The organism is Burkholderia sp. Bmkn7 (genome assembly GCF_041103175.1).
Classification (GTDB): Bacteria; Pseudomonadota; Gammaproteobacteria; order Burkholderiales; family Burkholderiaceae; genus Burkholderia; species Burkholderia cepacia.
The window spans coordinates 1,187,938-1,201,051 of record NZ_JBGCUH010000001.1 but is presented as its reverse complement, the minus strand read 5'-3'; the positions used below and the strand labels follow the sequence as shown (position 1 = coordinate 1,201,051).

The 13,114-nt window shown below is 66.4% G+C and carries 11 protein-coding genes; 4 read left to right on the top strand and 7 right to left on the bottom strand.

Annotated elements, in window-relative coordinates; all coding sequences use genetic code 11:
* Positions 1-2: 2 nt before the first annotated feature.
* The 3 genes from AB3K92_RS05385 to AB3K92_RS05375 all read right to left on the bottom strand — a co-directional run bounded on the left by AB3K92_RS05385 (position 3) and on the right by AB3K92_RS05375 (position 4,160).
* Positions 3-2,180 (bottom strand): FUSC family protein, encoded by a 2,178-nt coding sequence (locus AB3K92_RS05385; protein ID WP_369464588.1) that lies wholly within the window; start codon positions 2,178-2,180, stop codon positions 3-5.
* A 212-nt stretch (positions 2,181-2,392) separates the two neighbouring features.
* Positions 2,393-3,076: a type 1 glutamine amidotransferase domain-containing protein gene (locus AB3K92_RS05380; RefSeq protein WP_048027836.1), complete on the bottom strand. Its 684-nt coding sequence runs from the start codon at positions 3,074-3,076 to the stop codon at positions 2,393-2,395.
* Between the two features lie 43 nt (positions 3,077-3,119).
* Positions 3,120-4,160: an NADP-dependent oxidoreductase gene (locus AB3K92_RS05375; protein ID WP_369464587.1), complete on the bottom strand. Its 1,041-nt coding sequence runs from the start codon at positions 4,158-4,160 to the stop codon at positions 3,120-3,122.
* A 580-nt stretch (positions 4,161-4,740) separates the two neighbouring features.
* On the opposite strand from AB3K92_RS05375, the gene AB3K92_RS05370 reads away from it, so the two are divergent.
* The 4 genes from AB3K92_RS05370 (at position 4,741) to AB3K92_RS05355 (ending at position 7,797) form a co-directional block, all read left to right on the top strand.
* On the top strand, positions 4,741-5,526 hold the full coding sequence (locus AB3K92_RS05370; RefSeq protein WP_059484412.1) for an SDR family oxidoreductase: 786 nt from the start codon (positions 4,741-4,743) through the stop codon (positions 5,524-5,526).
* A gap of 400 nt (positions 5,527-5,926) precedes the next feature.
* Positions 5,927-6,325, top strand: a complete 399-nt coding sequence (locus tag AB3K92_RS05365) for an antibiotic biosynthesis monooxygenase (protein WP_369464586.1) — start codon at positions 5,927-5,929, stop codon at positions 6,323-6,325.
* A 78-nt stretch (positions 6,326-6,403) separates the two neighbouring features.
* The gene (locus AB3K92_RS05360; protein ID WP_369464585.1) at positions 6,404-7,423 is read left to right on the top strand and encodes an NADP-dependent oxidoreductase; all 1,020 of its coding nucleotides are present in this window, start codon (positions 6,404-6,406) and stop codon (positions 7,421-7,423) included.
* 62 nt (positions 7,424-7,485) lie between these two features.
* Positions 7,486-7,797 (top strand): DUF3331 domain-containing protein, encoded by a 312-nt coding sequence (locus tag AB3K92_RS05355; RefSeq protein WP_369464583.1) that lies wholly within the window; start codon positions 7,486-7,488, stop codon positions 7,795-7,797.
* A 36-nt stretch (positions 7,798-7,833) separates the two neighbouring features.
* On the opposite strand, the gene AB3K92_RS05350 is transcribed toward AB3K92_RS05355, so the two are convergent.
* The 4 genes from AB3K92_RS05350 to AB3K92_RS05335 all read right to left on the bottom strand — a co-directional run bounded on the left by AB3K92_RS05350 (position 7,834) and on the right by AB3K92_RS05335 (position 12,724).
* The gene (locus AB3K92_RS05350; protein WP_059484413.1) at positions 7,834-8,694 is read right to left on the bottom strand and encodes a fumarylacetoacetate hydrolase family protein; all 861 of its coding nucleotides are present in this window, start codon (positions 8,692-8,694) and stop codon (positions 7,834-7,836) included.
* A gap of 106 nt (positions 8,695-8,800) precedes the next feature.
* On the bottom strand, positions 8,801-10,177 hold the full coding sequence (locus AB3K92_RS05345; protein ID WP_369464582.1) for a cytochrome c: 1,377 nt from the start codon (positions 10,175-10,177) through the stop codon (positions 8,801-8,803).
* A gap of 8 nt (positions 10,178-10,185) precedes the next feature.
* Positions 10,186-11,964, bottom strand: coding sequence for a GMC family oxidoreductase (locus tag AB3K92_RS05340; RefSeq protein ID WP_060322544.1), 1,779 nt, complete (start codon positions 11,962-11,964; stop codon positions 10,186-10,188).
* A 7-nt stretch (positions 11,965-11,971) separates the two neighbouring features.
* Positions 11,972-12,724, bottom strand: coding sequence for a gluconate 2-dehydrogenase subunit 3 family protein (locus AB3K92_RS05335; RefSeq protein WP_369464581.1), 753 nt, complete (start codon positions 12,722-12,724; stop codon positions 11,972-11,974).
* Between the last annotated feature and the right edge of the window lie 390 nt (positions 12,725-13,114).

Below are 13,114 nucleotides of genomic sequence, written 5' to 3'. Positions count from 1 at the left end.
GGTCAGTGCGGGCGGAAAGCGGAGAGCGGCGAGTCGGGTGCCGCGAGCGCGCTGTGAATGAAATGCAGGCTGCCGAGCACCGTCTGAAGGCGGGGCCCGGACGGGCCTGCCGCATCGGCGGTCTGCATCGTCCGTTGCAGCGCGGCGATTGCAACCTGTACCGCGTGCGTGGCAGCAGCGCCGGCCTTCGGTGTAGGTGCCTCGAACAGCAGCCGGATCGCGCGGCACGCGGATGTGCAATCGTCGAGCCAGGCCGGTGCGGCGTCCGGCGCGGCTCGTGCCGCCTCGATGGCCGTTGCGTCGCGCAGGTCCACGACGGCCGAGCCGATCTCGAGGACGGACAGAAACCATTCGACGGACTCGCCGTTTGCCACCGGGTCGTCACGCGATATCGACCGGACCTGATACATCAGGTCGCGCGTGCGGCTTTCGAAGCGCGTGCGCAGCGTTGCGACCGAATCGGTGCATGCGAACACGACCTGCCTGCGCAGGTCGGCCAGCAGATGCCGGCGCAACCCGCGCATCGTCGGCGGCAGGAACAGCTCGAACGCGACGGACGCCATCAGCATGGACAGGACCAGCGCGATCGCGTCGTTCATGAAGGACGTCGGATCGTAGGCGACGACATTGTCGGGGCCGGTCAGAAAGCAGAAATAGATGCAGTAGCCGATGCCGTACCCGGCCAGCGACGCGCGCGTCGTCATCCAGCATCCCAATGCGAGCGGCGCGGCGAGTACCACGCAGAGCAGCGGGAAGCCGTCGATGACCGGATAGACGACGAACATGACGATCAGCCCGACGGCGGACGCGAACGCGGTGCCGATCGCCATCTGGAACGCCGTACGAGACGGGCGCGCGGAGGAAGCGACCAGCGCGCAGATGGCACCGCCGTTCAGCACGAGCAGGGCGCCCGACGGCCACGCGGTCGCGATCCAGAATACGCTGAGCACGAGCGTCAGCAGCATCGCTCGGACGCCGGCGACTGCCGCGATGAGCGGATTGGTGCGCGGCTCGTAGGGTGTCACCCACTGTTCGCGCTCGTGTGCGGTGGCGTTCAGCGACAGATAGGTGCTCGCATAGGCGACATAGCTGCCCAGGAACCGGTCGAGCAGGTCGACCGCCGTGTCGAAATCGAGCGCGGTCGTGCCGCCGCCGAGCCGGTTTCGCGCCAACTGCGCGCGGCCGGGCAGCGCCGCGCGGCAGTGCTCGAGCGTGGCGGCCAGCGACGCGGCGAATGCGTCGATATCGTCGGCGTGCGTCGCGTCCTGCCGTATGAGTCGGAGCGGTTCTGCGATACCGGCCATCAGTGCGTCGATCTCCGTCAGCACCCCATCGGCTCGCGCGGCACGCAGCCGGGCGATCAGCTGACTCAATGCGTGCAGCCGCGTCGACGCCGCCATGCGCTCCGCATTGAGCCGCGTCAGGCGGCCGTTTCGCAAGCGCGTGTCGGGGCCTTCGAACACCGCTGCGCTGCGCGCGGCTTCGGCGCTCACGGTCTCGTCGACGATGCGCACGCTCAGCGCCTCGAGAAACGACCGGTCGATCCGGCCGGACAGAATCGACAGCACGTCGTCCGCGAACGCGGTGAACCGCGTGCGGTTCACGCGGCTGATCTGTTCGCTGACATGCTGCGGAAAGACGAGCGCGCTGACCGCGCCCGAACTCAGGATGCCGATCGTCACCTCCGTCACACGCGTCATCGCGGAAAGAAAGGCCGCGTCCGGATGCTGCCATGACGGGATGCCGATGAGCGCGGCCGTGTAGCCGGCGAGCACGAATCCATAGGTCCGGAAGTTGCGGTTTCGCGCGGCACCCGCGGTGCACATGCCGATCCAGAGCGCGGTGGCGCCGAGGAAGAGTTCGGGCACCTGCCCGAACAGGCCGATCAGCACCAGCATCGCCAGCAGGCCCACGATCGTGCCGCAGATCCGGTACAGGCTTTTGGCGAGCACCATGCCGCTTTGCGGCTGCATCAGCACGAAGACCGTCGTCATCGCCGTGCGCGGCATCGGGAGTTCGAGCTTCATCGCCACGCCGAGCGCCAGCAGCGCGGCGAGCAGGGTCTTGAAGATGTACAGCCAGGTGACGCCGCTCGTGCCGGCCCAATGACGGGCCGCATCGGCGATACCTGTTTTGGTATCCGAAATAGATGACGTGAATCTGGAGGGCGGCGAAGACATGATGGATGTGGTGCGCGATGCAGGCGTGCGGCGACAGGACGACCGTGATTGTATTTTCCGGAAGCGCGTTCGAGTATTGCGCGTGGTGTTAAATGCTTTTCCCGGATCAGGATCGATGTGAGCGCGCGACGGCCGCTTTCCCGCGCGTTTCGTTCGCGCGCAAGCCGGCGGCGAGCCGGGTGCTCGCCGCCGGTGCGGGGGCGCTCCGTGGGTCAGGCGCGCGTCAGCAGTTTCAACAGCGCGTGGGCGGCCGGTTCGGACGACGCCGGATTCTGGCCGGTGATCAACAGGCCGTCGACGACCACATACGGTTGCCAGTCATCGGTTTTCGAATAACGACCACCCTTCGACTTGAGTTCGTCCTCGACGAGAAACGGCACGACGTTCGTCAACCCGACGGCATCCTCTTCCGAATTCGAGAAGCCGGTGACGTTCCTGCCGGCGACGAGTGGCTTGCCGTCCGGCCCCTTCGCATGGCGCAGCACACCCGGTGCGTGGCAGACGGCCGCGACCGGCTTGCCCAGCGCAATGGCCTGCTCGATCAGCGAGACCGACCGTGCGTCTTCGGCGAGATCCCAGAGGGGGCCGTGGCCGCCCGGATAGAACACCGCGTCGAACGCGTCGACCGCGACCTCCGACAGTTTTTGCGTGGCCGCGAGCGCGGCGCGCGCGTCCGGATCGGCTTCGAAGCGGCGCGTGGCGTCGGTCTGGAACGCGGGGTCCGCGCTTTTCGGATCGAGCGGCGGCTGGCCGCCGGCCGGCGACGCCAGCGTGATGTCGGCGCCCGCGTCTTTCAGCGTGTAGTAGGGCGCCGCGAATTCCTCGAGCCAGAAGCCGGTTTTCTCGCCGGTCGAACCGAGGGTGTCGTGGGAAGTCAGGACGAACAGAAGTTTCATGATGTCTAGGGATGGAGATGAATGATGGATGCGCGAATTCGCTTCATGCAGCGACTTCGGCGACGCGCACGACCACCTTGCCGAAGTTCTTTCCCGCCAGCAGGCCGATGAGCGCTTCCGGCGCGCGTTCGAGGCCGTCGGTGACGTCTTCGCGCGGCGTGATCTCGCCGGCCTCGACCCAGCGGCCCATTTCCGCCAGGAACGCCTGATAGCCGGTCGCATAGTGGTCGAGGATGATGAAGCCCTCCATGCGGATCCGTTTCTTCAGGAGCGTGTCGGTCAGGCGCGGCAACCGGTCGGGGCCGGGCGCCGGTTCGCTGTCGTTGTATTGCGAGATCAGGCCGCAGAGCGGCACGCGTGCGCCGACGTTGAGGAGCGGCAGCACGGCGTCGAAAATCGCGCCGCCGACGTTCTCGAAGTAGATGTCGATGCCGTCGGGGCAGGCTTGCGCGAGTTGCCGTGCAAGATCGGGGGGCCGCCGGTCGATGCACACGTCGAAGCCGAGCGTCTCGGTGACGTACCGGCATTTCTCCGCGTCTCCCGCAATGCCGACGACGCGGCAGCCCTTGAGCTTCGCGATCTGGCCGACGACGGCGCCCACCGCGCCGCTCGCCGCCGCGACCACGACTGTTTCGCCCGGCTTCGGTTGCCCGATCTGGAGCAGGCCCGTATAGGCGGTGAAGCCCGGCATGCCAAGCACGCCAAGCGCATGGGACGGGCGCTCGAGACCCGTGCCGAGCGGCATGAGGTCGGTGCCGTCGGAGAGCGCGTAGTCCTGCCAGCCGCTGTCGCCCAGCACCAGCTCGCCCACCGCGAACGCGGGATGCTTCGACGCGACGACGCGGCTGACGGTGCCGCCCACCATCGTGTCGCCGAGCGCAACCGGCGGCGCGTAGGACGGCGCGTCGCTCATGCGCCACCGCATGTAGGGATCGAGCGACAGGTAAAGCGTCTGCAGAAGGACTTCGCCGTCGGCGGGCGTCGGCACCGCCGTGGTTTCGAGCCGGAAGTCGTGCGCTGCCGGCGCACCGACGGGGCGGCTGGCCAGGACGACCCGGCGATTGACGAATGGGGAATGCGGCATGAGTGACCTCTGTGTAACGGTTTCGCCGCCTGGATCGGGTCGGCGGCAGCGGGTTGTTCGCGTGACGGTCGAGATGCGCGGGACGACGTGCCACGACGGCACGACGCACGAACAAAGTAGACCAGTCGTCTATAACGTGGACGCTTGCGGGCAACGTCACAGGGCATGACCTGCGGGGGTGCGCCGGGTTGCGCCAGGCATCGCATGAATGCGAGGGCCGACATGGCGGTCGGACCGTGACGCGGATCATACGGCTGAGTAGACCAGTCGTCTAGTGATGGTGAGGCGCGATTTCGCGCTTTCCGATCGGTCCCGTTTGCGGTTGACGCGGTGCGCATGGCAACGGCGAACGGGGTATCCGTTCCCCGCAAGGGCCGTGTCATAAGGCGCTCGCCGAAATCGGGCGTTGCTGCGACTGACGGCATGCGGCCGCTTCCGAACCGTGTCGTCGATGCGGTCCGCCTCCCCATTCGGGGGGGCGTTGGCTGCGGGAAACGCCGTAACGTAGTCGGCAAGATCGCCGTCCGGGCGGGGCGTCCGGCCGGGCGGCGCCATCATCGTGAACCGAGCGGGAGGATGCATGACCAGAACGGTGTTGATAACCGGTGCGGGGTCCGGATTCGGGCGAGGGGTCGCGTTCGCACTGGCGGAACGAGGGCATCGCGTCATCGCGTGCGGCCAGATCTGGCCGCAGGTCTGGGCACTGCGTCAGGAGGCCAAGGCGCGCGGCGTGGACATGCAGATCATCAAGTTCGATGTGACGAACGAAATCGATCGTGCGCACGCATTGACGCACGAGGTCGATGTCCTGCTGAACAACGCGGCCATCATGGAGTCCGGCCCGCTCGTGGAGATCCCGATCTCCGTGTTTCGTTCGGTCTTCGAAACGAATGTCTTTGCGGCGCTGGAGGTCGCGCAGGGATTCGCGCGCAGAATGGTCGCGCGCGGGCATGGCCGGATCGTCTGGATGTCGTCGGTCGCGGGATTGATCAAGGTGCCGTTCGACGGCGCATACGCCGCGTCGAAGCATGCCGTCGAAGGCATCTGCTCCGCGATGGCGGAAGAACTGCAGCCTTACGGCGTCGAAGTCGTCACGATCAATCCGGGTGCCTATCGCACCGGCTTCAACGATACCGGCATGGAAAGCATGGATCAGTGGTGGGATCAAGGCGAGCGCGTCGTCGCCCATTGGCCGACGCGCGAACTGAATCGGCAACACGATCCCGCGGAAATGATCGACGCCATCGTCACGGTGATCGAGGCGGAGGCGCCGCCGTATCGCACGGTCAGGCCCGAATCCGCCGAGCAGCTCGTGCGCGACGAACAGGCCGCCGCATGGCAGCGGGTCGTCGGCGGCAAACAGTGACCGGCTCGAACGAACGCCCGTCGGTCGGCGAGTTCGGCATGCGTGGCCGCGGATTGCCGTCGGCCTCGGGTGCCGGTGCTTCCAGAGGTTTTTTCACCCCCCCGTACTGGGGGTAGAGCGGTCGGCAGGACAACGCTATCGTTGGCTCATCGTCGCGACGGGCCGAAACGATGCAGGCCGGTTCGTATCGAGCGGGTGCGGTGACGTCGTGCGGTTCCGGAGCGAGGCCGCGCAGTATGAACCGGCTCGATCGTTCCGCACCGACCTCATCTGCCGATCCGACCGCGGCGGAAAAAACTGCCGGGACGTTGTGCTGAACCGTGCATGAACCCGTCGACGATTGCATGGCTCGACCGGCCGCGTTCGCCTGTCCACGCGAGCCGGCAGCAGGGCAGCGCGCATGCACGCGCCGCCCACCCGGAATGTCCGGCCCGGGATCGATGCCGGCGTCGTGTCAATTGCACTGCGCGACGGTTCGCGTTGCGCGGAGAAACCCGCCATGATTTTTGAAATTGCCCAGATCGAGATCCAGGAAAACGGAGAGCAGGGATTCGAGCGCGCGGTCGCCGAGGCGAAGCCGCTCATCGAACGCGCCCCCGGTTGCCATGGCTTGCGCCTGTATCGCGGTATCGAGCAACCGTCGCGCTACCGCCTGATGGTGCAATGGGAAAGCGTCGCGCTGCACGACGCCTTTCGCCAGACAGCCGATTTTCAGCGTTGGCGCGAACTGGCCGGCCCCTTCTTCGTGGGCCCGCCGTCGGTCGAGCACGTGAGCGAAGTCCGAATCGCCGGTGCATGAGGCGCGGTACGCCGCCGCATCCGTGCGGCGTGCCCGGCCGGCACCGCCGGCACCCTGGGTTCTTGCAAGGAGAGAGGGGTGGCGAGGTTCTCCACGATCAGCACGCAGATTCAACTGGCGAGACGGCCGAACGGTCAGCCGGTCCCGGACGATTTCCTGACGGTCGAGGTGCCGCTTCCGGCGTTGGCGGACGGCGAGGTTCGCGTACGCAACGAATACGTTTCGGTCGATCCGTACATGCGCGGCCGGATGGACGACCGGCCGTCGTATGTCGAACCGTTCAAGCTCCATGAAACGATGACGGGCGCCGCGGTCGGCCGTGTGACCGACAGCGCGTCGAGCACGTTCGCACCCGGCGATCTCGTGCTGCACCGCTACGGCTGGCGTGACATCGCGCAGGGCGCCGCAGCCGAATTCACCCGCGTCGCGGACTTGCCCGAGCTGCCGAGCAGCGTTCACCTCGGCGTCATGGGCGCAACGGGCATGACGGCTTATGTCGGGCTGCTCGTGGTGGCACGCATGCGCAAGGATGAAGTCGTATTCGTGTCCGCTGCGGCGGGCGCGGTCGGCTCGCTCGCGGGGCAGATCGCGCGGCTGAAAGGCGCCGCGCACGTGATCGGCTCGGCAGGGAGCGACGAGAAAGTTGCCGTGATGCGCGAACGCTACGGATACGATGCGGCGTTCAACTACCGGCGCGCGCCGGTGCTCGAGCAACTGGCGGCCGCGGCACCGGCAGGTATCGACGTCTATTTCGACAACGTCGGCGGCGATCATCTCGAGGCGGCCTTGTCGGCCTTCAATTACGGCGGGCGGGCGGCGATCTGCGGCGCCATTTCGCAGTACGACCGCGTCGGCGTGTCGCCCGGGCCGAGGTTCATGGAAAACGTCGTCTACCGGAGCCTGACGCTGACGGGCTTCCTGCTGCACGACTATCGGCAGCACCGCGACGCGTTCGTCGACGAAATGGCGGCGTGGTTGAGGGCCGGGCAGATCGTGCATGACGAAACGATCGTCGACGGTATCGCGCGCGCGCCGGAGGCCTTTATCGGGCTGATGAACGGGACCAACACCGGCAAGATGCTGGTCAGGATCACGTGACCGATTGAACACGCGCGGTCGACCGGGCCCACGGCTCGACCGCACCGGCTTGCGGGTGGGACATGCCTGATGCGATTTCACGACTGGACGACAGGCCGCGCGTGGGTTCCGCCCGCGAGTTCGCGGGTGCCCGGGTGACGGTGCTGGAATGCGACGGAAGCGTGCTGGTGGTTCGTTGGGTCGAGCCCGGCGTCCGGCATTTCGGCGAGCAGCGCTGGCGGCGTGTCATCGCGTCGCGCCGCGGCATCTGCGTGCTGACGCATGTGCCGATCTTCCCCGGCGACGCGGTGTTTCGTCCGGCGGAGCGGCCGAGGCCCACCAACGCCTGCGCGATGATCCTCGCGAACGATGCGCTGATCATGCAGCCTGGCTGAACGCGTGCCGGCGCGCACTGCGCCGGCCCGACCGGATCACGATTGCGCGACGGTATTCCTGAGTACGCCGATCCCCTCGATCTCGATCTCGCACACGTCGCCGGCGCGCATCCAGTGCGGCGGATTGCGCGCCATGCCGATGCCCGACGGCGTGCCGGTCGCGATGACGTCGCCGGGCTCGAGCGTCATGACTTCGCTGATGGTGGCGATCAGCGTAGCGATGTCGAAGATCATGTCGTTCGTATTGGCGTCCTGCATGACGACACCGTTGAGCCGGGTCTGAAGCCTGAGACCGGCCGCGCCCGCCGGCAATTCGTCGACGGTCACCAGCTCGGGGCCGAGTGCGCCCGTTTCGTCGAAATTCTTTCCGACCGTCCATTGCGGCGTCTTGAACTGATAGTCCCGCAGGGTCGCGTCGTTGAAAGCCGTATAACCGGCCACATGGTTCAACGCATCGCTTCGCGCGATGCGCCGGCCGCCGCGCCCGATGACGACCGCCAGCTCGCCTTCGTAGTCGAGCTGATCCGATTCCGTCGGCATGCGTATCGCGGCGCCGTGCGCGGTCAGGCTGCTGCGAAAGCGTGCGAAGAGTGTCGGATACGACGGAACCTCGTAGCCCGCCTCGTGCGAGTGCTCGACATAGTTGAGCCCGACGCAGATGATCTTCGCCGGCCGTGTCACGGGCGGGAGCAGGGTGCAATCGGCCAGGTCCAGCGGCCGGCCGGCCAGTTGGAGGCGTTCGCTGGCCTGCGCCAGCGCGGCAGGACCGCCGGAAACGAGGGTGTCGAGATCGCCGGGAAAGTCCGGGTCGCTACGCGTCAGTCCGAGATAACGGCCGTCGCCGGACCGGATGGCGACGCCGGTGGCGCCGTCGCGGACAAAGCTGATGAATCGCATGATGGTTTTCCGATAATCGAGTCAAACAAGTGGAAGGCCCGTGCCGCGCAGACCTTCGATCGTGTGCGGGCGATGGGGGCCGCGTGATACGGGCCGCCGCCCGAGGTCATTTGCCGGTCGACCCGGGCGCGCCGTCGTCGGTCACTTCGTTCATGACGGCGGCCCGAATCCGCTTCAGTTGCGCCGGATCGACCTGCCGCCGGACTTTCGCGACGTCCGATGCGCTCACCGTGCCGGCACGATTGCCCCAGCTGCCGCGGACGAACGTCGCGAGCTCGGCGACCTGCATGTCCGACAGCCGCCAGCCGAATGCGGGCATGGCCAGCGGCGCCGGATCGGATCGGGTCGACGGCATCCGCGAGCCGGTCAGAATCACGTGAATGACCGACGACGGATCGTCGGACGTGACCACCGCGTTGCCCGCCAGCGCGGGAAACGCCTTCATCGCGCCGCTGCCGTCCGAACGATGGCACGCGTTGCAGTTGTTGAGGTACAGCAACGCGCCGCCTGTCGGCGTGACGCCCGAGCGCAACGCCGCGGTCGTATCGGACTTGACGGGAGGTGCCGCCGACGTCCGCGTTGCGCGACCGGGGTCCGGGCTGACGAGGTATTCGGCCACCGCGGCCAGGTCAGCGTCGCTGAAATACTGCGTGCTGTTCTCCACCACTTCGGACATCCCGCCGAACGCGGCGCTGCCGTGCGATCGTCCGGTGCGCAGAAGCTGAACGATGCTGTCCCGTGTGCGCTCGCCCGCACCGTTTCCGCCGCCGGGGCGCAGGTCGGGCGCATGCCAGCCCGCGAGCGTGTAGCCGCTCAGGTACAGGACCGTCCCGCGTGCGTCCAGCGCCTTCTCCTGGCCCATCGGACCGTGAGGCGTATGACATGCGCCGCAGTGTGCGAGCCCTTGCACGAGATAGGCACCACGATTCCACGTCGCGCTTTGCGTCAGGTCCTCGCGATACGTGCCACTGGGCCGGAACAGAAGATTCCATCCCGCGAGCAGCACGCGCAGGTTGAACGGAAAGTGGAGCCGCGTCTCGATGTTCGGCTGGCCGATCGGGCGCACGCCGTGCATGAAGTACGCATAGAGTGCACGGGTATCGGCGTCGCTGACCTTCGAGAACGACGGATACGGCATGGCCGGGTAGAGCAGGTGCCCGTCCTTCGCGACGCCTTGGCGCAGCGCGGCCGCGAAATCGTCGTAGCTGTAGCGGCCGATCCCGTGCGTGGTATCGGGCGTGATGTTCGTCGAATAGATCGTACCGAATGGCGTTTCCATCGGCAGCCCGCCGGCAAACGGCTGGTCGCGGCGCGACGTGTGGCATGCCACACAATCGCCGACGCGCGCCAGATAGGCGCCGCGCGCGATCTGCCCGGCATCCTGCGCGTTCGCGTCGGCCGGTTGCAGCCACGTAGCCAGCGCGGCGAAAGTGCATAGCAGACCGAATGAGATTCCGGCCAGTTTCTTGTATCGCTCACCCATTGCCTTTCCTATGTCGGTAGCAGCGGACCGGGATTCTTCAGGTACTGCTCGCGAATCGCGCGCGCCGAGAAATACGCTTGCGCGCCGACCATGCCTGTCGGGTTGTAGGCCCAGTTTTGCGGAAACGCGCAGGCACCCGTCACGAATACGTTGTGGACGTCCCACGATTGCAGGTACTTGTTCACGACGCTCGTGTCCGGACGATCCCCGCAGACCGCGCCGCCCGTCGTATGCGTGGTCTGGTACGGCCGCATGTCGAAGTGATCGCCGATCTTCCCGGCGTGGACCGACATCGATTTCGGCTTCATCGCGCGCGCGACCTGCTCGGCCTTGCCGGTGACGAAGCGCGTCATGCGCATCTCGTTGTCGTGCCAGTCGAACGTCATGCGCAGCAGCGGGAGGCCGTATGCGTCGCGATAGGTCGGATCGAGATCCAGGTAGTTCGTGCGGTAAGACATGACCGACCCCGCCGTACCGATGGAAAACGAATGCAGGTAGTTGTCCTTGAGCGCCTTCTTCCACGCCGAACCCCATTTGGGCGTGCCTTCCGGCAGCAGGGTCTGTCCGATCGGGCGGCCGCCGGTGACCATCGCGCTGATATAGGCACCCCCGACGAACCCAACTGCGGAATGATCGAAGTGGTCCGCATTGAAGTCGTCGAATGCCTGGCCGCCGGAGCCGGCGCCGATGAACGGATCGATGTGGACGTCCTTGTCGAAGAACAGCGAGACCGCACTGTTCTTCTGATAGGCGAAGTTCCTGCCGACGGTTCCCGTTCCCGTCGCCGGATCGTACGGTTTGCCGATCCCGGACAACAGCAGCAGGCGCACGTTGTGCATCTGGAACGCGCACAGCACGACGATGCGCGCCGGCTGAAACACTTCCCGGCCCTGCGCATCGAGATAGGTCACGCCGGTCGCGCGCTTGCCGTCCGAATCGAGTTGCACACGCGTCACATGCGATCGGTCGCGCAACTCGAAATTGGGTTTGGCCAGCAAGGCGGGCAGGATGCAGGCTTGCGGCGAAGCCTTCGCATACATGTAGCAGCCGAAGCCTTCGCAATAGCCGCAGAAGTTGCACGGGCCGAGCTGCATTCCGTACGGATTCTGATAGGCGACCGACGCATTGGACGCGGGTATCGGAAAGGGATGAAAACCGGCGTCGCGCGCCGCGTTCCGGAACAGCGTCGCCGGATAATTGTCGGCGAGTGGCGGGCACGGATAGTCGCGCCGGCGCATGGCCTCGAAGGGATTCCCTCCGTCGACGATCCGGCCGCGCAGATTGCCTGCCTTGCCCGACGTGCCCATCACGGCCTCGAGGCGCTCGAAGTACGGTTCGAGTTCGTCCAGTGAGTAAGGCCAGTCCTGGATCGTCATGTCGCCGGGGATGAACCCGGCGCCGTATCGCTGCACGTAGTGCGAGCGGATCTTGAGGTCGGCGGCATTGGCACGCCAGGTCGTGCCGTTCCAGTGCACGCCCGAGCCGCCTACCCCGGTACCCAGCAGGAATGCGCCGAGCTGCCGGTAGGGCAACGCGTCTTCGTTCGGCGCATGCCGGATCGTGACCGTCTCGTGCGCAAGATTCTGCATCAGCTTGCGCCGCTGAATGTAGGCGAGCTCATCGGCGATGGCGGGATACGCGAACTCGGGGCTCGTATCGCGGTTTGCGCCGCGCTCCAGGCCGACCACGGTCAGGCCGGCCTCGGCCAGCTCCATCCCCATGATCGAACCTGTCCAACCCATCCCGACGAGGACGGCATCCACTTCCGGCTTCGTGATTTGCGGCATATGCGTCTCAACCCTGTTGACCTTCGATGCTGACGGGCCCATACGGGTAGCGCTTGCCGGTCCCGACCCAGTCGAGGAAGTCCGCCCTGGCCCCGGGAAAACCGATCATTTTCCAGCTGCCCATCTCCTTGTTGCCGCCGTGTATCGGGTCCGACAGATAGCCTTCGCGGGTGTTCTCCAGCAGAAACGCGAAGAAATCCGCCGAGGAGATCGCGTCGAATGCCATCGCGCCGGACTCCAGGCGTGCGAGCACGCCGGTTTGTTCCGCGACGGGGAGTTCGGCAAAGCGCTTGCCGGCGAACTCGCGCATGCAGCGTGCGTTCGTCGCCTGGATGCCGGCCCGATACAGCTCGCGCGGCGTGAGCCTCGACTGATAGCCGAACAGCGGGGAGGCCGCGCGAAACGGACCCTGCATGTACCAGTGCGCCGCGTAGCCGTAACCGGTTTCCAGTTGCCGGTCGATGAAGACGGGAACGTTCAGGTCGAGCGCACCGGGCCCCTCGTCGTCGTGCGGGATCAGTCGATCCACCGCCGCGAGCACGAAGTGCCATTCTTCGGGTGCGAAGAACACCGGACGATAAGTGTCGAGCCGAACGCCGCTGCCGGCATTTTGCGTCGCCGTCGGTGCCGGCGATGCGTCGTCGCCCGAATGGCACCCGCCTATCGCGACGGCGGCGGGAACAATGGCGACGCGTTTGAGGAATACGCGCCGGCCTGACTCAGGCGCCGGCTTGTCGCCGGATGATTGGCTATTGTTCATGGATGGGGCGGATCATTCCGTGGTGTCGTCGGTGCGCGGCCGCTACGGTCTGCCGACCATGCAGCGACAGCGTGCCGGTACGCACTTCAACAGGCATGAGTCGGGCGGATGCCCAGGAAGGGAGACGCGCGCCGGATCATGTGTCGAAGGGGCCATGCCGCCAAAAGTACCCATGGCCCGGCGCGAAGGCAGCCCCCTGTTCGGGGAGGGCGTGCAGGATCGACCCGCTCCGTGCTGCCGCGCGAGGTCGATCGGGGCGCCCCCCCACTTAGGGAGGATTCTTGCAAAGGCCCCGACGTGGCGAGGATCATGGCGTCGGCGAAGCTTGCTTTTTCAAACTGACGAATGCCGCTCAACGACGCCGGATTGCCGGCGCAGTCATTGCCATCC

Excerpts from the sequence above, each read along its gene's own strand:
- AB3K92_RS05345 (WP_369464582.1), bottom strand. The coding sequence starts at position 10,177 with ATGGGTGAGCGATACAAGAAACTGGCCGGAATCTCATTCGGTCTGCTA.
- AB3K92_RS05375 (WP_369464587.1), bottom strand. The coding sequence starts at position 4,160 with ATGCCGCATTCCCCATTCGTCAATCGCCGGGTCGTCCTGGCCAGCCGC.
- AB3K92_RS05365 (WP_369464586.1), top strand. The coding sequence starts at position 5,927 with ATGCACGCGCCGCCCACCCGGAATGTCCGGCCCGGGATCGATGCCGGC.
- AB3K92_RS05380 (WP_048027836.1), bottom strand. The coding sequence starts at position 3,076 with ATGAAACTTCTGTTCGTCCTGACTTCCCACGACACCCTCGGTTCGACC.
- AB3K92_RS05335 (WP_369464581.1), bottom strand. The coding sequence starts at position 12,724 with ATGAACAATAGCCAATCATCCGGCGACAAGCCGGCGCCTGAGTCAGGC.
- AB3K92_RS05350 (WP_059484413.1), bottom strand. The coding sequence starts at position 8,694 with ATGCGATTCATCAGCTTTGTCCGCGACGGCGCCACCGGCGTCGCCATC.
- AB3K92_RS05340 (WP_060322544.1), bottom strand. The coding sequence starts at position 11,964 with ATGCCGCAAATCACGAAGCCGGAAGTGGATGCCGTCCTCGTCGGGATG.
- AB3K92_RS05355 (WP_369464583.1), top strand. The coding sequence starts at position 7,486 with ATGCCTGATGCGATTTCACGACTGGACGACAGGCCGCGCGTGGGTTCC.
- AB3K92_RS05385 (WP_369464588.1), bottom strand. The coding sequence starts at position 2,180 with ATGTCTTCGCCGCCCTCCAGATTCACGTCATCTATTTCGGATACCAAA.
- AB3K92_RS05370 (WP_059484412.1), top strand. The coding sequence starts at position 4,741 with ATGACCAGAACGGTGTTGATAACCGGTGCGGGGTCCGGATTCGGGCGA.